General features: G+C 67.5%; 13 protein-coding genes and 1 pseudogene. 9 read left to right on the top strand and 5 right to left on the bottom strand.

Annotation, left to right across the window (positions count from 1 at the left end):
- Position 1: 1 nt before the first annotated feature.
- Both IEW19_RS09585 and IEW19_RS09580 read right to left on the bottom strand, forming a co-directional pair.
- The gene (locus IEW19_RS09585) at positions 2 to 994 is read right to left on the bottom strand and encodes a M56 family metallopeptidase (RefSeq protein WP_188571400.1); all 993 of its coding nucleotides are present in this window, start codon (positions 992 to 994) and stop codon (positions 2 to 4) included.
- Positions 995 to 1,000: 6 nt separating this feature from the next.
- Positions 1,001 to 1,384: a BlaI/MecI/CopY family transcriptional regulator gene (locus tag IEW19_RS09580; RefSeq protein WP_018769682.1), complete on the bottom strand. Its 384-nt coding sequence runs from the start codon at positions 1,382 to 1,384 to the stop codon at positions 1,001 to 1,003.
- A gap of 260 nt (positions 1,385 to 1,644) precedes the next feature.
- Here IEW19_RS09580 and IEW19_RS09575 point away from each other — a divergent pair, with 260 nt between their 5' ends.
- The 3 genes and pseudogenes from IEW19_RS09575 (at position 1,645) to cydD (ending at position 7,803) form a co-directional block, all read left to right on the top strand.
- Entirely contained in the window at positions 1,645 to 3,249 is a 1,605-nt protein-coding gene (locus IEW19_RS09575; RefSeq protein WP_188571399.1) for a cytochrome ubiquinol oxidase subunit I, read from the top strand.
- Positions 3,250 to 3,288: 39 nt separating this feature from the next.
- Positions 3,289 to 4,310, top strand: a pseudogene (gene cydB, locus IEW19_RS09570) (cytochrome d ubiquinol oxidase subunit II).
- Position 4,311: 1 nt separating this feature from the next.
- Positions 4,312 to 7,803 (top strand): thiol reductant ABC exporter subunit CydD, encoded by a 3,492-nt coding sequence (gene cydD / locus IEW19_RS09565; protein ID WP_188571398.1) that lies wholly within the window; start codon positions 4,312 to 4,314, stop codon positions 7,801 to 7,803.
- Between the two features lie 60 nt (positions 7,804 to 7,863).
- On the opposite strand, the gene IEW19_RS09560 is transcribed toward cydD, so the two are convergent.
- Positions 7,864 to 8,382, bottom strand: a complete 519-nt coding sequence (locus IEW19_RS09560; RefSeq protein ID WP_188571397.1) for a DinB family protein — start codon at positions 8,380 to 8,382, stop codon at positions 7,864 to 7,866.
- Positions 8,383 to 8,451: 69 nt separating this feature from the next.
- Here IEW19_RS09560 and IEW19_RS09555 point away from each other — a divergent pair, with 69 nt between their 5' ends.
- Entirely contained in the window at positions 8,452 to 9,420 is a 969-nt protein-coding gene (locus IEW19_RS09555) for an ABC transporter ATP-binding protein (protein WP_229748407.1), read from the top strand.
- Entirely contained in the window at positions 9,410 to 10,210 is an 801-nt protein-coding gene (locus IEW19_RS09550; protein ID WP_188571396.1) for an ABC transporter permease subunit, read from the top strand. Before IEW19_RS09555 ends, IEW19_RS09550 begins: the two co-directional genes overlap by 11 nt.
- 67 nt (positions 10,211 to 10,277) lie before the next feature.
- Here IEW19_RS09550 and IEW19_RS09545 read toward each other — a convergent pair whose 3' ends face one another.
- Positions 10,278 to 12,797 (bottom strand): DNA gyrase/topoisomerase IV subunit A, encoded by a 2,520-nt coding sequence (locus tag IEW19_RS09545; protein ID WP_188571395.1) that lies wholly within the window; start codon positions 12,795 to 12,797, stop codon positions 10,278 to 10,280.
- A gap of 76 nt (positions 12,798 to 12,873) precedes the next feature.
- Between IEW19_RS09545 and IEW19_RS09540 the strand changes: the two genes are divergently transcribed.
- From IEW19_RS09540 to IEW19_RS09525, 4 genes are read left to right on the top strand one after another with little or no spacing between them, the layout of a single operon-like run.
- Positions 12,874 to 15,558: a bifunctional acetate--CoA ligase family protein/GNAT family N-acetyltransferase gene (locus tag IEW19_RS09540; RefSeq protein WP_188571394.1), complete on the top strand. Its 2,685-nt coding sequence runs from the start codon at positions 12,874 to 12,876 to the stop codon at positions 15,556 to 15,558.
- 41 nt (positions 15,559 to 15,599) lie between these two features.
- The gene (locus IEW19_RS09535) at positions 15,600 to 16,343 is read left to right on the top strand and encodes a DUF5998 family protein (RefSeq protein WP_188571393.1); all 744 of its coding nucleotides are present in this window, start codon (positions 15,600 to 15,602) and stop codon (positions 16,341 to 16,343) included.
- Between the two features lies 1 nt (position 16,344).
- Positions 16,345 to 17,583: an alkaline phosphatase family protein gene (locus tag IEW19_RS09530; RefSeq protein ID WP_188571392.1), complete on the top strand. Its 1,239-nt coding sequence runs from the start codon at positions 16,345 to 16,347 to the stop codon at positions 17,581 to 17,583.
- On the top strand, positions 17,576 to 18,316 hold the full coding sequence (locus IEW19_RS09525; RefSeq protein WP_188571391.1) for a thymidine kinase: 741 nt from the start codon (positions 17,576 to 17,578) through the stop codon (positions 18,314 to 18,316). The genes IEW19_RS09530 and IEW19_RS09525 overlap by 8 nt, the downstream gene beginning before the upstream one ends.
- A 508-nt stretch (positions 18,317 to 18,824) precedes the next feature.
- Here IEW19_RS09525 and IEW19_RS09520 read toward each other — a convergent pair.
- Positions 18,825 to 21,023, bottom strand: coding sequence for a PKD domain-containing protein (locus IEW19_RS09520; RefSeq protein ID WP_229748406.1), 2,199 nt, complete (start codon positions 21,021 to 21,023; stop codon positions 18,825 to 18,827).
- Between the last annotated feature and the right edge of the window lie 203 nt (positions 21,024 to 21,226).

Raw genomic sequence — 21,226 nt, 5'->3', positions numbered from 1 at the left:
CTCAGCCGAGCAGCCCGGGAACCACAAGCAGTGCGGTGGGCAGGGCAAGCAGCAGGACACAGCCGGCCATGACGGCACTGCGGACGGCGGCAGGAAGCTGGGGCTGCGGCGTCAGGAGGCGGCTGACCCGGGATGCTGTGGTCCGGACGGCGTCCGAGCCGGATCCGCCCGATGCTGCCTCCAGCCCGGACAGGGCCAGTGCGGGGTTGGGCGGCCGGAGATCCGCGGCGCCCGCAGCACCCGCCGAACCGCTGGCAACGATGGCGATTGCCTTGATGAGGGTCGCCTTGCTCTCGGTCCGCAGGGCCACGTCGTCGGCAAGCATTTCGATCAGGGAGTTCACTGACTCCTGGGCAAGCCGGGTGGTGGGGAGCCACGGAAGGGCTTGCCGCCAGGCTGCGAAGGCCCAGAGCAGCAGGTGGTGCCGCTGGCTCAGGTGTGCGTTCTCGTGAATCAGGACGGCCCGAAGCTCTGCGGGCTCGAGTGCCGCCATGAGGCCGTCCGAGAGGACGGTTACTGAGCGGGCGCCCCCCGGAAGGCAGTAGGCGACAGGGGAGTCGTGGCTGATGACCAGGGTCCCCGCATCCTGCCCGGATGGCGAGGCCAGCAGCGCGAGCAGTTCGCGGTGCCGGCGCCGCTGCCGCTGGATTTTGTAGTACGTCAGCAGCAGCGTAAAGACCAGGTGGGCGGTCAGCAGGGCGGCAGCGGACAGCGCAAAGATGTGCCAGAACCCCAGTGCCGTGGTTGGGGCGTTGAAAAGCACCATCCCGGCCAGGGACCGGAGTCCGGCGATGAGGTTGTCCCCAACAGGTTCCAGGCCGTAGACCAGCATGGCGCCGATCAGGGACAGTCCACCTGCGAGCGCGATTGCCTGCCATAACAGCATTGCCGTGAACGGCGACCTGGCCGGCCATTGTGCCCGTGACAGGAGGATTGGCACCGGCCAGGCCAGGATTATCGCAAGGACCGCCAGCAGGTATGAGGCCCAGAACATGGTGCGCTAGAGGTGGCCAAGCAGTTTGCGCAGCGTTTCGGCTTCACCTTCGGACACGGACCCGATGAAGCGGGCCAGGACAGCTTCGCGGTCCGGGGCTGAACCGAGGACCTCATGCATGAGTTCGGCTGTATGGTCTGCGCGGCTGGACACTGCCTGGTACCGGTGCGGGCGGGTTCCGCGTTCGCGTTCCACCAAACCCTTCTTCTCCAGGCGGGAAAGTACGGTAAGCACCGTAGTGACGGCCAGTTCCTTGCCTTCGTGGCCCGGTCCGCCCTGTGCTGCAGAAGTGCGCGCCAACTGGTCCCTCAGGGTATTGGCCGTAGCCGCTTCCTGGCCCGCCCAGAGCAGGTCCATCACTGCCCGTTCCAGTTCACCAAGACTAGCCATTTCAGTTTTCCTCTATTTCCCCGCACCGAACGCTTCACAGCGACGATGACTTCACGCGGTTGTTCAACTACAGAATCAAATTTACCTTGAAACCGCTCTACTTTCTACACCGGGTAGAACATGTGGCGCCCCGGGCCGGGACGCGCCATCCTTGGGAGGAGGGAATCAGTTTTTGCCCGGGAAGATGATGTTCTACACTTTGTAGAAGTTACAGTTCTACGGAGCGTAGAAGACTGCATTGGCCAACAGTAGGGACCGCCATGGACGCCTTGGAAATCGCACGCTGGCAATTCGGTATCACCACGGTCTACCACTTCATGATGGTGCCGCTCACCATCGGTCTCGGCCTCGTGGTGGCCGTCATCCAGACCGCCTGGTTCCGCACCGGCAAGCCCGAATACCTGCGCATGACCAAGTTCTGGGGAAAGCTGTTCCTCATCAACTTCATCATGGGCGTCGCCACGGGCATTGTGCAGGAATTCCAGTTCGGCATGGCCTGGAGCGAGTACAGCCGCTTCGTGGGTGACGTTTTCGGTGCGCCGCTGGCCCTTGAGGCCCTGCTGGCTTTCTTTGTGGAATCCACCTTCCTGGGCTTGTGGATCTTCGGCTGGAAGCAGCTCAAGCCCGCCATCCACCTCGCCTGCCTCTGGGTGGCCGTCATAGGGTCGGCGCTCTCTGCCTACTTCATCATCGTGGCCAACAGCTGGATGCAACACCCGGTGGGTGTGGAAATGATCAACGGACGGCCCGTCATGACCGACGCCTGGGCCGTCTTCACCAACAACACCGCGCTTGTGGCCGTCCCGCACACCCTGTTCGGTGCCCTTGCGGTGGCAGGCGGCTTCCTCCTGGGCATCGCGTGGTACCACCTGTGGCGGAGGCGGCACGACGGCGTCGACACCGTGGGTGCCGACGGCAGGGTGATCCCCGGTGAGGACGTGCGCATCCCGGGCCGCGACCGTGCCGACCACAAGGTGTGGATCCGGTCCCTCCGGATCGGGGCCGTGGTGGCGATGATTTCATTCGCCGGCACCGCCGTCACCGGCGACCTCCAGGGCAAACTGATGTTCCAGCAGCAGCCCATGAAGATGGCCGCCGCGGAGGCCGCCTGCCACGACGGCACGGGCTTCTCTGTCCTGAGCGTCGGAAACGTGGGATCCAAGAACTGCGACGACGTGGTGGCCGTGATCGAAGTCCCGGGGATCCTGTCCTTCCTGGCCAAGGGCGACTTCACCACCGAGGTCAAGGGCGTCAACAGCCTGCTGCCCGAGTACAAAGCAAACTACGGTACCAACCTGCCGGACAACCCGATTTATGGCGAGCGCGCCGGCCAGGAAATCCAGTACGTGCCCGTCATGGAAGTCACCTACTGGGGATTCCGGATGATGATCGGCTTCGGCGGCCTCGCCGCACTGGCGGCCCTCGTGGCGCTTTGGCTCGCCCGCAAAGGGACCGTACCGGAGTCCCGGTGGCTCATGCGGCTCGCGGTCTTCGGCATCCTGGCACCCTTTGGCGCGAACGCGGCCGGTTGGATCTTCACCGAGATGGGCCGGCAGCCGTTCGTGGTGGCCCCCAACCCCGATCCCAGTGGCATCGACCAGGTGTTCATGTTCACCGCCGCGGCCGTGTCGCCCGGTGTTTCCGCAGGGGAGCTGATCGCCTCGCTGGTGGCCCTGACGGCCGTGTACGCCGTCTTGCTGGTGGTGGAAGTGAAACTGCTGGTCAAGTACATCCGCGGCGGCGTCGTTTCCGCGATGCCAGAGCTCGGCCATGCCCCGGCTGACGAGAACGAGGACGAAACGCCCGGCACCGGCGGCAACAGGGAAACCAAACCGGCCGACGACGTCCTGGCCTTCGCCTACTAACCGCACCCGGCTCCAAAGACTGAGCAGAGGAAACAAACAATGGAACTGCTTCCCACCATCTGGTTCATCGCCATCGCGGTGCTGTGGACCGGCTATCTCTTCCTGGAGGGCTTCGACCTCGGCGTCGGGATGCTCATGAAGCTCTTCGCCCGCAACAACACGGAGCGCCGCGTGCTGCTGAACACCATTGGACCTGTCTGGGACGGCAACGAGGTGTGGCTGCTCACCGCTGGCGGCGCCACCTTCGCCGCCTTCCCGCTCTGGTACGCGTCGCTGTTCTCCGCGCTCTACCTGCCCCTGCTGGTGGTCCTGCTGGCCCTCATCTTCCGCGCCGTGGCGTTCGAATACCGCGGCAAGGTGGACACGGACAGTTGGCGTAACCGGTGGGACTGGGCCATTGCGCTGGGTTCCTTGTTCGCGGCCTTCGGGGTGGGTGCCGCCCTTGCCCTCACTACCACCGGGCTTCCGCTGAACGCCAACGGCGACCGCGAAGGCGGCCCCATGGCCTGGTTCAGCGGCTACGCGCTGCTGGGCGGCCTCGCAGTGGTGGGTTTCTCGCTGCTGCACGCCCTGGCCTTCCTGGCCCTCAAGACCGACGGGGAGGTCCGGCACCGCGCCCGGCAGTGGTTCGTCCGATTGCCGCGTGGGCCCTCGCCATCCAGTTCATGGAGGGAAAGCCCTGGACCTGGGCCGCCGTCGTCCTGGCCGTCGCTGCTGCCGCCACCGCCTGGCTGCTGGCCCGGAAGGGCTCCGAGGGCAGGGCCTTCCTGGCCCTGGGCGCCTTCCTGGTGCTGGGCACCACCGCCATCTTCGGCGCGGTATTTCCGGTGGTGCTGCCCTCCACCCTTGACAGCGCCTTTGACCTCACCATCTCCAACGCCTCGTCCTCGGACTACACCCTGGGGCTGATGAGCATCGTGGCAGCCTTTGGCCTCCCCCTGGTGATCGCCTACCAGGCGTGGACCTACTGGGTCTTCCGCCGCCGCGTCAGTGCCGCCCACATCCCGGAAGCCCACAGCTTCCTTCCCGCGGTGGCCGTCAAGGCCTTCACCAAGGGCTGACGTGCGGCCAACCTTTCCCGCCGGTCCGGCAACCCGGTCAGCCATCTACTGGCTGGGAGTCCTCGCCGCGCTCAAGGCCCTGTCCCTGGTCCTGATCGGCCAGGCGGTGGCCTCCGTCCTTGCCGGGCTCGTGGCGGGGAACCCCGACTGGACCAACCAGCTCGAGGCCGGACTTGCCGGCGTCGTCCTCCGGTCCCTCACCGTCTGGGGCCAGGCGGTCGCTGCCCGCCGCGCAGCCCTGGGGGTCAAGGAAGAGCTCCGCGCGGAGCTGCTGGAGCGCGCCCTGCGCACCGGCGCCCGCGGCACGGGGCCCGGCGACGGCGGCCTGGCGGTGCTGGCAACCCGGGGCCTGGACGCCCTGGACAGCTACTACACGCAGTTCCTTCCCGCGCTGGTCAACTGCGCCGCCGTTCCGCTGCTGCTGGGGGCACGGATCCTCGTCGCGGACTGGGTGAGCGCGCTGGTCATTGTGCTGACGGTGCCGCTGATTCCGGTGTTCATGGTGCTGATCGGCCGGTACACCGGGGACAACGTGCGGCAGGCACAGGCTTCGCTGGCACGGTTGTCCGCGCACATGCTCGAGCTCGCCAAGGGCCTGCCGGTCCTGGTGGGGCTGGGACGTGCCACCGCCCAGCGCAAGGCCCTGGAGGAAATCTCAGAGGAGTACCGCTCGCGCACCATGGGCACCCTGCGGACCGCGTTCCTGTCCGCCCTGGCCCTGGAACTCATCGCCACCATTTCGGTTGCCGTGGTGGCCGTCTTCATCGGAGTCCGTCTGGTCCACGGCGACATGCCGCTGGAAGCCGGGCTGCTGGCGCTCCTCCTGGCCCCGGACTGCTACCTTCCGCTGCGGGAGCTGGGCACGGCCCACCACGCCAGCGACGACGGCAGGGTGGCGCTCGCGGACACGGCCGCCGTAACCGGTGCGCCCGAGGCAACCCCCTTGCCCGCGGCCAAGGCCGGCCGGCCGGGCGCGCCGCTTGAGGTCACCGGACTCACCGTGACGTACGCAGGGCGCTCCGGTGCCGCCGTCGGGCCCCTCACATTCACAGCACCCCAGGACAGGATCACCGCCCTGGATGGTCCCAGCGGCGCCGGGAAAAGCACCGTGCTGGGCGTACTGGCCGGCACCATCGGCACCGGCGACGGTACCCGCATCACCGGATCCATAAGCGGCCTGGACCGCAGCACAGTGGCCTGGGTGCCGCAGCATCCCGTCATGGTGGCCGGAACCGTCCTGGACGAGGTGCTGCTGTACCTCTCCGCGGAGTCCGGCCATGGCCCGGACCGGTTCGCCGCCGAAGACGCTGCCCGCCGGTGCCTGGCACGCGCCGGAGCCGGGCATCTGGCAGGAAAGCACCAGGCGGAGCTGAGCCCGGGCGAACTGCGCCGCGTGGCACTGGCCCGCGGGCTGGCACGGATCGAGGCCGGCGCCACCCTCCTCCTGCTGGACGAGCCCACCGCCCACCTGGACGACGCCTCGGCAGCCATCGTCGAGGACGCCATCCGCCGGCTTCGAGGCCAGGTCACCTTGATCCTGGTGGCCCACAACCAGCGCACCCGGCAGCTTGCCGACCTGCTGGTGCCCGTGCTGCCTCCGGGCAACGCTGCCACGCCTGCGCAGCACCATGGCAGCGTTGCCGGGCTCCTGCCCGCCAGCGCCAGCACCGGCATCACAGGCGGCCCCGCTGCGGGCAGCGCCGGGACAGCCAGCGACTCCGCGGGCAGCCTCGACACAGAGAGCCCCGCCAACACCAGTTTCACCGAATCCGACCGTCAGCCCGCCGGCGCCGCCCGCCTCCTTGCCGCACTCCTGGCGCCGGTGCGGGGCAAATTCGCGGCCGCGGCCATCTTGGGCACCTTGGCGGCCGTCTTCGCCGTCGCGCTTTCCGGCCTGTCCGGCTGGCTCATCATCCGGGCCAGCGAGCAGCCGCCCATCCTCTACCTCCTGACCGCCATCGTCGGCGTGCGCTTCTTCGGCATTGGCCGGGCGGTGTTCCGGTACTGGGAGCGGCTGCTGCTGCATGATGCCGTCTTCGCCGCCCTCACCCGCCTTCGCGGCCGGCTTTGGGAGTCCCTGAGCCGCAGGGCGCTGTCATTGCGCCGGCTCCTGCAGGGCGGCAACGTGCTGGGCACGGTGATCGACGACGTCGACACGGTCCGTGACCTCCTGCCGCGCGTGGTCCTGCCGCCCGTTACGGCCCTTGCCGTGTCCGCGCTTGCGGTGGCTGCCACCGGCGTCCTGGTGCCGGCTGCCCTTCCAGCAGTGGTTTGCGCAGCCATCAGCGGCCTGCTGCTGGCGCCCACGGCCGCCCTGTGGGGCGACCGCAAGTCCGCCAGCGCCGAACAGTCCCTGCGCTCCGGCGTCCTGCGCCGGATCACCGCGGCCCTCGACGCACGGGCGGAACTGCACGCAAACGGCGTGGCGCCGCGCGTGCTTGAGGCGGTGCTGGCGGAGGACCGGCACGCCACCCGGGCATCCCAGCGCTCAGCCTGGGCCGATGGGCTGGGACACGCCGTCGCCACCGCTGCCTGCGGAACCGCTGCCCTTGCGGCTGCTTGGCTGGCGGGCCCCGAGGTCCTGGCTGCCCGGGTTGCCCCGGCCACCGCGGCGGTGGTGGTCCTCCTCCTGCTGGCGTTGGTGGAACCCTACGCAGCGATGACGACGGCGGTACGGCAGTTCCCGGCGCTGCGTGCCGTCATGCGACGGGTGGGGGAGTCCGGGGCCCTCGAGGGCGGTCCATCACGGACCGGCGAATACGCAGCCGGGACGCCCGGGCATGAGCGTGACCCGCGCGATGGCCTGCAGCCCGTCCCTGCCAGGCCCGGCCGGGCGCCAGGCCTTGAACTGGTGAACCTGGCCGCGGCGTGGCCTGACGGTCCGCTGGTCTTCGCCGGCGTCGACGCGGTGGCAGGGCCCGGGCGCTGGCTGGCGGTTACCGGGCCATCGGGTTCGGGAAAATCCACCCTGCTCTCGGTGCTGCTGGGCTTCCTGCCGCCGGCGGCAGGACAGGCGCAGGTCACCGGCCGGGCGGCGTGGTGTCCGCAGGAGGCCCACCTGTTCGACTCCACCATCCGCGGCAACCTGCTGCTGGGGCGGCCGTCCGCGAATGGCGCACCGGCGCCCGCGGACGATGCGCTGGAAGCCGTCCTCGCCGCCGTCGGACTTTCCGGGTTGGTGCGCCGCCTGCCGTCGGGGCTGGACACCCGGATCGGCCCCGGCGGTGCCTTCCTGAGCGGCGGCGAGCGCCAGCGCCTGGCCGTTGCACGAACCCTGCTGACAGGTGCGGAGGTAATCCTGCTGGACGAGCCCACCGCCCACCTCGACGCGGAATCGGCGGCCGCCATGCTGGCGGACCTGCGCACCGGACTGCGGGACCGCACCGTGGTACTGGTCACCCACAACCCTGCGGACATCCAGGCCCATGATGCCCGGCTGGATCTCCCGGCCTCCTCCGAACAGCCCGCGGGACGACTGGCAACCTTCCGCTAGGTCCGGGAGGGGCTTGGCGGACTGAGGGCTCAGCGGCTTGGGGCGCAGGAAACCGTGCCCTTAGCCGTCGACGTCGTGCAGGTGATGGACGACGTCGTGCAGGAAGTATCGGGAGAGCGTGAGGACGGTGAACTCCGAACCGTTGCTGCGCAGCCCCCTGCGTCCCCAGTCCTCTTCCCGGACCCGGGCGAACGATTCGGCGGCCTCGTGTCCTTCCGCCGCCAGCTCGGGGCCAACCGCCGACGGGTCCGCGTTGGCGTAGTCCTGTTCGATGGCTGTCAGGTCCTGGTCCCAGTCAGCGAAGCGGGCGCCGTCCTCCGTCAGCATCAGGTTCAGCCGCTGGACGAAAAGGGTGAAGACGTCCCGCACGTGGCACGCATACTCCACCGCGGACCACGTCTGGTCGTCCGGGCGATCCGCCGCATCCGGCCGGCGGAGCACGGCGAGCCACCGGGGGATCATGCTTTCGATGCTTCCGGGGACTGTTGAGGGGGTGGCGGTGGAGGAGTCGAAATTGCATTCCGGGCAGGGGCGGGACAGGACCCAGGTCCAGTCCTTTTCATCAGGAACGATAGGCATGGGAGCAGTCTAAGCGGTGCGGGCCAAAAGACTCTGGGACGCACGCAGCCGCCCGGCTAGCCTTTCGGCATGAGCCCGGAAGCCCCAGTGGGAGCGGAAAGCATGGTGCAGCTCGCCGGCGTGACCAAGCAGTTCGGCAGGAACACGGCGCTCGACGGCGTCAGCCTCACCATTGGACCGGGCGAGGTGTTCGGATACCTGGGCCCGAACGGGGCAGGCAAAACCACCACGATACGGCTCCTGATGGGGATGCTCCGGCCCACGTCCGGCACAGCGTCCGTGCTGGGGCTCGACGCGTGGCGGCAGTCCCGCGAAGTCCACCGGGTGGTGGGCTACGTGCCAGGGGAACCGGCACTTTACGACCGCCTCACCGGCCGGCAGCACGTGGCCTACTGCGCCCACCTGCGGCACCGGGACGACGCCAACCGGGCGGCCGAGGTCGCGGCGCGGCTGGACCTGGACCTGGATCGCCCGGCCCGCACGCTGTCGCGCGGGAACCGGCAGAAGCTCGCCGTCGTCCTGGCGGTGATGTCCCGGCCCCGGCTGCTGGTTCTGGACGAGCCGACCAGCGGGATCGACCCGCTGGTCCAGCAGGTCTTCCACTCAATCCTGCGTGAACACACTGCCGACGGCGGCTCGGTGCTGTTCTCTTCCCATGTCCTGGGCGAGGTGGAACGCGTCGCAGACCGGATCGGGGTAGTGCGCGGGGGAAAGCTGGTGGCGGTGGAGCGGTTGCAGGACCTTGCCGCGCGCTCCCTGCACCGGGTCCGGGCACGCTTTGCCGGGGACGTCGCCGCAGAGGATTTCGCAGGCCTGCCCGGGGTGCGGGACCTGCTGGTGGAAGGCCGCACGCTGAGCTGCAACGCACCGCAGTCAGCCCTGGACGCCCTGTTGAAGCTGGTCAGCGCCCGGGAAGTGGAGGACTTCGAATGCTCCGAGGCCCCGCTGGAGGAGACGTTCCTGAGCTACTACGGGATGGACCAGGCCGGCGGCACAGCCCTTAGTGCGGCCGGATCGGCGGCGCAGCATGCTGGCTAGCGTCCTGCTGAAAACGCTGAGGGACCAGGGCCGGTTGCTGCTTGCATGGGCAGTCTCGCTGGCGCTCATCGTGGCCACGTACGCGGCCGTTTGGCCTTCGGTGCAGTCCCAGCCCTCGATCAGTGGCTTCATCGAGCAGATGCCGGAGGCCTTCCGTTCCCTGTTCGCCACCTCCAGCGCCGACATGTCCACTCCCACCGGGTACATCCAGGTGGAGCTCCTGTCCTTCATGGGACCCATTGCGGTGCTGATCTACGCCATCAGCGCCGGCGCGGGGGCCATTGGCGGGGAAGAGGACCGGCACACCATGGACCTGCTGCTTTCCAACCCGGTGGGCCGGGGCAGGGTGGTGGTGGACAAGTTCCTCGCCATGGTGCTGGGCACCTTCGGGCTGGCCGCGGTCATGGGTGTGTCCCTGGTGCTTGAGGGCAGCATGGTGGACCTTGTCCTTCCGCCGGACAAGGTGGCTGCGGCCATGCTGCACCTTGCACTTCTGGGCGTCGTTTTCGGCTCCCTGGCCCTGGCGCTCTCAGCGGCCACCGGCCGGACCGGTCTCAGCCGCGGAGTTCCGGCCGTGCTGGCGGTCCTGGCCTACATCGTCAACGCTCTGGCACCGCTTGTGGACGTCTTCGACCGGATCCAGAAGGTATCGCCGTTCTTCCAGTACATCGCCCACGACCCCCTCAGGCAGGGCGTTGCCTGGGACAGCGTGCTGGTGTCCACAGCCACCATTGCCGTGCTGGTTGCGCTCGCCGTGGCGGGCTTCCGGCGCAGGGACGTAGCTGGCTGAGCACCGGGCGCACTCAAACGCTGTGCCCCCGCCTACGCTGTGCCCCCGCCTACGCTGTTCCCCGGCGCTATTCCGCCGCTGCCGGCCCGTCCGGCCACGCCATGGCCGGACCCACCGCATCCACGGCCTGGGAGAGCGGGACACCGGAGCCGTCGCGCCGGCCATGCTCCTGCGGCAGCGAGCGCGCCACTCCGCCGGCCGACGATGCCTTGGCCGGCCCGTGCCCGGCCCAGGCCAGCAGCAGCATGTCCTCGCCCTTGAGGAACCGGTGCGACCGCACCCCGGCGGTGGCGCGGCCCTTGACGGGATACTCGGCGAACGCGGTTACCTTGGCCGTGCCGGGGGCGGTGCCGGGCAGGGCGCCGTTGGTCCCGGCGATGGTGACGACGACGGCGGACCCGTCGTTCGGCTGGACGGCGCCGAAGAAGATCACCTGGTCACCCGCCGCGAGTTTGATCCCCGCCATGCCGCCGGCAGTGCGCCCCTGGGGGCGGACGGCGGCAGCGGGGAACTTCAGCAGCTGGGCCTCCCGGGTGAGGAACACCAGTTCGGCGTCATCCGCACCGGCAGGAGCGACTCCCACCACGACGTCCTTGTCCTTGAGGGCGATGACTTCCCAGTCCTCCCGGTTCAGCGGGTAGTCCGGCTGGACGCGCTTCACCACGCCCTGGGCGGTGCCGATGGCCAGCACCTCGTCAAGGCGCACGAACGCCACCAGGGTTTCACCCTTCACCAGGGTGAGGAACTCCTTGGCAGGAACGCCGCCCACCAGGTTCGGCAGGCCGGAAACCGGAGGCACCACGGGCATGTCCATGACCTGGAGCCGGAGCATGCGGCCCAGCGAGGTGACCGCCGCGATTTCGGCGCGGGCCGAGGTCTTTACCACCGACAGGTACACGTCATGCTTGCTCCGCGGCCCAGCCTCGGCCAGTGGCTCCTGGTTGCTGGTGCGGGCCACCTGCCCGGACGCGGTGAGGATTGCCCAGCAGGGGTCGTCGGCGATTTCCAGGGACAGGGGCGCGGCCTTGCCCTTCTTGCCGTTCGCCCCCACAAGCTCGGCGGCGGCCACGGTGGGGGACACCGCTTCGGACTCCAGAAGCACGGTGCGGCGGGGGGTGCCGTGTTCCTCGGCAATCGCGCCCAGCTCGTCCGACACCACGGTGCGGAGGAGCTCCTCCGAGTTCAGGATGGCCTCAAGGTCAGCGATCTCACGGCGGAGCTCGTCCTGTTCCTTCTCCAGTTCGATCCGGGAATACTTGGTCAGCTGGCGGAGCCGCAGTTCCAGGATGTAGTTGGCCTGGATCTCGGTGAGGTCGTAGATGGACATCAGCCGTTCACGGGCTGCGGCGGCCTCGTCCGAGGACCGGATGATCTGGATGACCTCGTCGATGTCAACGATGGCGATGAGGAGGCCCTCCACCATGTGCAGGCGGTCCTTCTTCTTGCCAAGCCGGAAGGAGGTCCGGCGCCGCACAACGTTGATGCGGTGGTTGACGTAGACGCTCAACAGGTCCACCAGGCCCAGCGTCTGCGGCTGGCCGTCCACCAGCGTGACGTTGTTGATGCCGAAGGAATCCTCCATCGGCGTGTACCGGTAGAGCTGCTGCAGGACCGCGTTCGGGTTGAAGCCGTTCTTGAGCTCGATCACCAGCCGCAGTCCGTGCTTGCGGTCCGTCAGGTCAACGATGTCGCTGATGCCGGTCAACTTCTTGGCGTTGACTGCATCCTTGATCTTTTCGATCACCTTTTCCGGGCCCACCATGTACGGCAGCTCGGTGACCACCAGGCCGGTGCGGCGCGCGGAGAGCTGTTCGACCTCCACCTTGGCCCGGGTCTTGAAGGATCCCCGGCCAGTGGCGTACGCATCGCGGATGCCGTCCAGGCCCACGATCCGGCCGCCGCTCGGCAGGTCCGGGCCCGGAACGAACCGCATGAGGTCATCCAGCGTTGCGTCGGGGTGCGCGATCAGGTGCCGGGCCGCGGAGATCACTTCCACCAGGTTGTGCGGGGCCATGTTGGTGGCCATGCCGACGGCGATGCCGGTGGCGCCGTTGACCAGCAGGTTGGGGAAGGCGGCGGGCAGGACGTCCGGCTGGGTCAGCTGGTTGTCGTAGTTGGGAACGAAGTCCACCACATCTTCGTCGAGGTGGCTGGTGAGCGTGAGCGCGGCGGGAGCAAGCCTGGCTTCCGTGTACCGCGGTGCTGCCGGGCCGTCGTCGAGCGAGCCGAAGTTGCCGTGCCCGTCAATCAGCGGCAGCCGCAGCGAGAAGTCCTGCGCCATGCGCACCATGGCGTCGTAGATGGCGGCATCACCGTGCGGGTGCAGCTTGCCCATGACCTCGCCCACCACGCGGGCGCTCTTGACGTGGCCGCGGTCCGGGCGCAGGCCCATGTCGCTCATCATGTACAGGATCCGGCGCTGTACCGGCTTGAGTCCGTCCCGGGCATCGGGAAGGGCCCGGGAGTAGATCACCGAGTACGCGTACTCCAGGAAGGAGCCCTGCATTTCGGACGTCACATCGATATCGACGATGTTTTCCGTGTAGCTGTCGTCCACGATGGGCTTTGAACTTTGGCGGCGGGCCATGGGTTTGGTGAATCCTTCGGGGGTTCCTGCGCAGCCTTTGGGGTGTGCTGCGTTAGTTTTTGGCTAGGCTAAGCCTATGGTGGATCAGCCCGGGGACGGCGAATATCCGGAACATTGGGAAGCCGATGTCGTCCTGCGCGACGGCGGAACGGCGCACCTTCGCCCCATCCACCCGTCGGATGCGGACGCTGTCCAGGCCTTCCATACCGGGCAGTCGCAGAATTCAATCTACATGCGCTTTTTCGCGTTCAAGGCCAGGTTGTCCGCCAAGGAGCTCAAGCGCTTCACCGAAGTGGACTACAAGGACCGGGTGGCCTTCGTCATCACCATCCATGGCGAAATCATCGGCATCGGCCGCTACGACCGGCTTGCCGATCCCACCGAGGCAGAGGTGGCCTTCAACATTGCGGACGCCCACCAGGGGAGGGGCATCGGATCCATCCTGCTGGAGCACCTCGCCGCCGCCGCGCACGAAAACGGGATCCGGAAGTTCACGGCAGAGGTGCTGCCGGAGAACCGCAAGATGCTGATGGTCTTCTCCGACGCCGGCTATGACGTCAAACGCCATTTCGATGACGGCGTGGTCAGCCTCGAGTTCAACGTCGACCCCACCGAAAAGTCCCGCGCGGTGATGGAATCCCGCGAACACCGTGCCGAGGCGAGGAGCGTCCGGGACCTGCTGGCGCCGTCGTCCGTTGCCGTGATCGGTGCCAGCCGCAAGTGGGGGACCGTGGGGTACCAGCTGCTGGAGCACATCATCGAGGGCGGTTTCCGCGGCTCGGTCTATGCCATCAACCCCGAGGCGCTGGAGCTGGCGGGCATGATGTCCTACGGCAAGCTCTCGGAGGTTCCCGAGCCCGTCCAGCTGGCTATCATCGCCGTGCCCTACGAAGAGGTTGCCGGCGTGGTGGAAGAGTGCGCGGCGGCAGGCGTCAAAGGCGTGGTGATCGCGTCGGCGGGCTTCGGGGACGACGGCGAACGCGGCCTGCTGCGGCAGCGCGCCCTGGTGCGCCAGGCCAGGGCGAACGGGATGCGGGTGATCGGGCCGGCGTCGCTGGGCATCGCCAACACCCATCCGGACGTATCACTGAACGCCTCCATGGCGCCCACCATGCCGCTGCGCGGCGGCCTTGGCCTGTTCAGCCAGTCCGCGGCTATCGGCGTCTCGCTCTACGCCGCCTCCAGCCGGCGCCGGGTGGGAGTGTCAAGCCTCCTCTCGGCGGGCAACAGGGCGGATGTTTCCGGCAACGACATGATGCAGTACTGGGAGGACGACGCCGACACCTCGGCGGTGGGCCTGTACCTGGAGTCCATCGGCAACCCGCGCAAGTTCTCCCGCATCGCCCGCCGGCTGGCCCGCACCAAGCCGGTCATCGTCGCCAAATCGGACACCATGGGGCTTCGACTCCCCCCGGGACATGCCGTCCGGACCACGCAGGCGCCGGCCGGCGCGCTGGACGCCATGCTGCGCCAGTCAGGCGTGATCCGCGTCGAAACCGTGGAACAGCTGATGGACGTGGCCCAGGTGGTCTCAGGCCAGCCGCTTCCCGCCGGGCACGACGTCGCCATCTTCAGCAACTCCCAGGCGCTGGGCAACGTGGTGGCGGACAGCGCAGCGGCGCACGGCCTGGGAGTGGCGCAGGTGGTTTCCGGACTCGACCTCGACGCAGGCCAGTCCGTGGCGTTGCCCGCACTGCGGAAGGCCCTCCTCGACGCCCTGGCTTCGGACGCAGTGCACGCCGCCGTTGCCGCACTGCTGCCGGCCCGTGGGCTGACCGCCGACGCCGTGGCGCAGGTGCTGGCCGAATGCTCCGCCAGCGCGGGGAAGCCGGTGGTGGCTGCCTTCACCGGCATCCTGGACCCTGCCATCCACGTGGAAGGCCTGGTGGGAACGGACGGCTGCACCGTCCCCTGCTTCTCAAACCCCGGCGCCGCCGTGGCCGCCCTCTCCGCCGTCGTGCGGTACGCCGCGTGGGCAGCGCGCGACCAGGGGCAGTTCGTGGAACCCGCCGGCTGCGACCCCCGGCAGGCAGCGGCAGGGCTCGACGAACTGCTGCGCGACGTCACGGGCGAGCAACTCAAGCAACTGGACCCGGCGGCAACGGCTTCCCTGCTGGGCCATTACGGCATTTCCGTGCTGCCGTCGGCACCGTTTACCACCCCTGATGAGGCGGTGGCAGCGGCAGACGCACTGGGCTGGCCGGTGGTGCTGAAGACCACCGTGCCCTCCCTCCGGCACCGGCTGGACCTCGGCGGGGTGCGGCTTGGCATCGAGGACGCGGAGTCGCTGCGCCTGAACGTGCTGCAGATGCGGCGCGCGCTCGCCGCCTACGGAGACCCGGCGCTCGAAGTGCAGGCCATGGCCCCGGTGGGACAGGCCTGCACGTTCCGGGCCATCGAGGATCCGCTGCTGGGTCCGGTCATCTCCTTCGGACTCGCCGGCGACGCCGTGAACCTCCTGGACGACTGGTCGCACCGGGTTCCCCCGCTCTACGAGGCGGACGTCCACGATTTCATCAGGGCGCCCCGGGCGTCCCGGAAGCTCTTCGGCTACCAGGGCCTGCCCGCCGTCGACGTGGCGGCGCTGGAAGACCTCGCCGGCAGGCTGGCCTGGATGAAGGACAACCACCCGGAAATCGCACTGGTGGAATTCAACCCTGTTTTGTGCGGCCCCGCCGGGGCCACTATCCTCGCCGCTGACGTGCGCATCGGCAATGCCGCCCAACGTACCGACAGTGCCCGCAGGGCAATGCTGGGCTGATGCGGTTAGCAAGTGACCGGACGATCTGTGAAAATGGGGGAATGAGCTTCCAGCCTCCCGCTTCGGCGCCCGAAACACCCGGCAATGAAAACCAGGCAGTCCGACAACACAGCTCACACAACCACGGAGCCCAGGGCCAGAGCCTGGAGGACGCGCTGCAAAAGGCAGGGTTCTACCCGCCCCTGGTCTCGGACGTCGTCGACGACGCACTGGACGGCCGGGACTGCGTGGCCCACCTGGTCCACCTGGAGACCCATTTCGACCGGGCAGAGGTGCGCCGCCACATCACTGTGCTCGTCCTCACCGCGGACATGCTGGTGATCACCCACGTGGACGACCAGCAGCTGGACGAGGCCGGCGAACAGATCGTCGCCCAGATCTCCACCGAGTCCGTTCCCGTGGCACAGATCCGGTCGGTGGTCCTCAGCTACATGTACGCCCAGCCGCAGAACTACAAGCCCTCCGACCCGGTCCGCGAACTCACCCTGTCCATTGCGTGGTCCGGCGGCCAGCGACTGGACATGGGTCCCGCCAGCTGCGGCGACCCGCAGTGTGAAGCGGACCACGGTTACACCGGAACCATCGCGCAGGAAGACATCGTGCTTCGCATCAGCGCCGAGGCGGACGGGCTGCAGGCTGTGCAGGACGCCAAACTGTTCGCCAGGGCCCTGCGGGCGGTCAACACCGGTTCCGCTGCTCCCGCGTCCCACGCCCAGTCCATGGCGCCCCGGCCCCGCTCCGGAGTGTTCGGCAACCGGCTCAGCCGCGGGCACCAGCAGCGCTGAGATGCCGGAAGACCGCCGCCACGCCCTTCAAGCCCCAGCAGCCTCCGGACACCTTCCCGACGTTCCGCCCGCCCCCGCCTACGGGCACCGTTCCATCGCCGAAGTCCTCACCAGTGCAGCGGCCAGCCTGGGCGTGGAGGGGTTCACCAATACCCTGGGATTCCCGGCCGCCTCAAGGGTCTGCGTGGTCCTCGCGGACGGCCTGGGCAGGAACCTCCTGAAGCAAAAGGCTGCGCACACGCCCTTCCTGCGTTCGGTGGTGCAGGCCGGGCAGGGCGGCGTCCCTGTCTGGCTGGACTCCGCTTTCCCCTCCACCACCGCAGCGGCACTGTCCAGCTTTGGCACCGGACTTCCTGCGGGCCAGCACGGCATGGTTGGCTACGACGTCCTGGACCCGGACCAGGACAAGGTGGTCAACCTGTTGGGAAACTGGGATCCAGGCGTTGACCCGTCCACCTGGCAGCCTTTCCCCACGGTGTTTGAGCGGATCGCCGACGAAGTGGACGTAACCACAGTCAGCCTCGCCCAGTTCGACGGCTCTCCCATGACCCGGGCTGCCCTGCGCGGAGGCAGGTTCGTTCCGGGGACAACCGCGCACGCCCGCACTGCGGCGGCTGCCGACGCCATGGCGGCCCCCGGCCCGTCCCTCATGTATTTCTACGTCAACGATCTGGACAAGGCCGGCCACCGCTACGGCTGCCGCTCCGAGCAGTGGGAACACCAGCTCGAAGAGCTCGATGCCACGGTGAAGCGGCTCAACTCCTCCCTTCCCGCAGGCACCACCATCCTGCTTACCGCGGACCACGGCATGCTGGACGTGCCCGAACCGCAGCGGATCGATTTCTCCACCGACCCGGACCTGGTGGCTGGCGTCCGCCACACTGCCGGTGAGCCGCGGATGGTGCACCTCTACCTGGAACCAGCCCAGACGGCGGCCGGCGCAGGTGGCCGGGAACGGCTGCTTGCCGCCTGGAAGGCGCGGTTCGGTGACCGGATCTGGGCCTTCACCCGTGGAGAAGCCATCGCCGCCGGCCTCTTTGGTGACGTCCGGCCCGCTGTTGAGGGCAGGATTGGTGACCTGATGATCGCGGCCCGTGACGCCGTCGCCTTTTATGACGGCCGGCGGATGCGGCCTACTGCCATGGAGGTGGTGGGCCAGCATGGTTCCCTGACGAAGGCCGAGCGGGAGGTCCCCCTGCTCTGCTTCACGGCCGAAGGAAGGAACCGCCGGCATGGCTGAGCTCATCTTTTTCTCCGGCACCATGGACTGCGGAAAGTCCACCCTGGCCCTGCAGATGGACTATAACCACCGGGCCCGCGGGCGCGGTGGGGTGCGGTTCAGCCGCAACGACCGCGCCGGCGAGTCCCGGATCTCCAGCCGCCTGGGCCTGGAGACGGACGCTGTGGAGGTGCTGGACACCACAGACTTCTGGGAGGAGGTCATGCTCCGCCGCACCCAGGGCCGGCGCGTGGACTACCTGATCTGCGACGAGGCCCAGTTCTACACTCCGGAGCAGGTGGAACAGCTGGCCAAGGTGGTGGACGAGATCGACGTTGACGTCTTTGCGTTCGGCATCACCGCCGACTTCCGGACGCGGCTGTTCCCGGGTTCTCAACGGCTTATTGAGCTCGCCGACCGGGTGCAGGTGCTGCAGGTGGAGGCGCTGTGCTGGTGCGGGCGGCGGGCCACGCATAACGCCAGGACGGTCGACGGCGTCATGGTCACCGAGGGCGCGCAGGTGGTGGTGGGCGATGTGGACATGGTGGTGGAGGCCGCCGCTCCGGAGGCAGGACATGTGCCCTTGGTGGGATACGAAACACTGTGCCGGCGCCACTTCATGCGGCGCGTCACGGCGCACGGCGCGAACCTGATGGCCCAGCAGGACCAGCTGCTCCCGTTCGACGTGGATGCCTGCCTGTGGCGGGGGTCAGGCGGACCTGGCGGGGGTCGCGGGGACGGCGGCGAAGGCTGAGCGGTGGAGGGTGCAGCCTATTCCTTATCCCTAGACGTGATTGCACGCCCAAATCCCTGTGCTTACCTACGGATTTGGGGCCGATGGGATATGTGCGAGTACTGCCTACTGGTGCCTAGCAGGAGCGGGTCGCTGACTGCTCTGGACCGGGTCAGGGAGGACGTGGACACAGGCCGCTTTCCGCAATCCCGCAAGCAGAATCCAGCCCCGGAAGAAGCAGGCACGGCGCCTTTACCAAGGACCGTCCTCCTGGCCGGCTGCTGGACGCCGCTGAAATGTCTGTGGATTTCCCTCCATTCCGGCCTGATATTGACCTTGCCTTGGAGCCGGCCTGGGAAGACCGGGAAGTCAGAGGTTCTCCTGCTGCGATCGGCATCCCAGCCACCCACTGACAGACGCTGCCGTGCGGGCAGCCGGCATCCTCGGGTTGGCGGCTGATGGGTAGTTTGGGCAGGGCGAACGATCTTAAACTGGCCGGAACCGATCAAACGTGGGGTAGCCGCGACTATCAGGCTGGCGGGGTGCTTGATCCAGTCGAATAGGCGATGGTCGTAGTTCCATTGACGTCGTTGATGCGGCCGCCCTGGAAGTCCTGTGCTGTTCCATTGGGCACAGAGTAGATCTCGCTGGTCGGGTAGCCAAGGGCGCCCCGCTCAAAACCTGTGGACATCCAGGCCGTGCGGATGGCCCCATATGACTCGTGTGTACCGGAAGCCGGGGAGGACACGATGGCTCCGCCCTGGTAGTTCTGGTAGGAGCCCCCGTTGATCAGGCCGGTGACTACTTCGCTGGTCGGGTATGCCAGGACGCCGCCCTCGAAGCCCAGGGCCTGCCACTCTGACCGGATCGAGCCGAAGGACTCGTGAGGGCCGGTGGCTGGGGTCCAGATAATGGCCCCACCCTCGTAGTTTTGGTACACCCCGCCGTTCACCAGGCCGCCGACCTCGTCTGTAGTCGGATAACCCATCAGGCCGTTTTCGAAGTTGAGCGCTGCCCATTCGCTGCGGATGGCGCCATGGGAGACGAACAGGTTGTGCGTGGGCGCCGAGATTATGGCACCTGACTGGTAGTTGCGGTAATAGCCACCATCACGGATTGCCGCCACGTCGCCGACGGGCGCCCCTAAATTCCATTGAGCGGCCTTGGCATCCATCGCCTGCGCGAGCGTCAGGACTGTGATGGTGGAGGAGGCGGACTCAGTTGAACCAGTGCCGTACGTGGCCGTCAATGTTGCGGTGTAGGTCGCTGCAGCGGAATACGTATGTGTCGGGTCCTGTACGGTGGAGGCCGCCGTGCCGTCGCCAAAGTTCCAGGACCATGAGGTCGGTGTTCCCGTAGAGGTGTCCTTGAATGCCACAGACAGCGGCACTGTGCCGGAGTTTGGGGTAGCAGTAAACGACGCTACGGGGGTGGGGTTGCCGGACGTTAGGGGCTCGTCCGAGAACCAGTAGGATTTGGCGACGTCGTCGCTGGCCAACATGACGATACCTGTTGTGGCATTGACGCCCTGTTTGCTGGTGGTAACGTCATTGATGTTCGAGGAGGACGCTGCCTGCATGATGGGGTTTCCGCGGCCGGCCCCGAAGGTTGGGTTGTCCATGGACGCAGTCTTCTCGTAGATGCTGCCGGCAACCCCGGAGTACGCGCAGCTGCTCACTGAGGTTGGCGGGGCTGTTTGGAAGGCGTGGACGAGGTTGTTTTGGGTGTCCAGCACGATTTGCGGGCGGGTGACGCAGTCACCGGCGGTGGAGATGGTCGATTGGGTGAAGGACCCCGTGCCCGGCTTGAAGACGAGCAGCAAAAGCTGCGGCAGTGTCGGATCCGAGGATATGTCGTTGAGGCTTGTCTTCACAGCGGCAAAAACCCGGCCGCTGGGATCCGACTGCAGGGATTTGACGTTCAGATGGTCATCGGCCTGCCCACTGCCCCTGATGGCCGGCTGAAAGTTCCAGGAAGATGGTGCGGTGGCGGAGGTCCCGTCCGTTCGGGTGGCCCACCAGATGGTGCCGGTGAGCTGGTCACTCCACATCACCCCGATCTTGTTTTTGCCGTAGGACACGACGGCGGCGATGTCGTCGGGAGAGGGGTGCGGGTTGGAGACCGGCAGGACGAACGGCGAAGCCCAGCTGGTGCCCCCGGGTGCCGAGTTGTTCGCGTAAACCGTGTTGGTGAATCCGCTGGTGTTGTCGGCCGCCACCTGCGTCCACGTTGCCCAGATGGCGCCCGTGCTGTCCTCGTCGATGGTCATCGACTCACTGCTGTTGTCCGTGATGACCGTGGGGAACCCAGCGTCCAGCGTGTACTTGCCACCGGAGTAGCTGTACCGGTAGAGGTAAGCGGGCTGGCCGGCAACCGACGGTACAGGGTTGGCGTTGGTCGAGACACCAACAACGTGCGAGGCGATGTAGAGATGTGTCCCATCCCAGAGGGTGTCGGCCAAGGTGCTGCCGCGCGCATCATTCAACACCCCTGTATCCACCCAGCTGTGCGCGGCCCTGTCGAGCCGGTAGATGTGCCAGCCACTTCCGGTGGTCCACATATCCGCCCACCACGACCCGTCATTCCACCACAGCTTGCTCTGCGGTTTATCCGATGTGGGCGGGTTGGAGACACCGGTGTAGGTGAAGCTCTGGGTGCCGTAGACCGGATCGGCCGACGCCGGGGGAGACCAGACCACGCCTCCTGCCACGATAAGAGCGGCAAGCACCGCGGGAGCCAATGTTGTCGCACAACGTTTAATCTTCACGGTAGGGCTGCTGGACACCAGCTCCGGCTGGGCTGTTTTGACTTCCAACTTGAGCTCTCATCCGCCGCCCAGGATAGCGGAATCAACTAGCCCAGACCGTAGACCCCCTTACCAAACCAACACAAGGGTATCCACGGCGTCTTTAGCGAACCTTGAGATTTATT

The organism is Arthrobacter liuii, from assembly GCF_014639275.1.
Taxonomy (GTDB): Bacteria; Actinomycetota; Actinomycetes; order Actinomycetales; family Micrococcaceae; genus Arthrobacter; species Arthrobacter liuii.
This window is presented reverse-complemented; position numbering and strand designations above follow the sequence as displayed.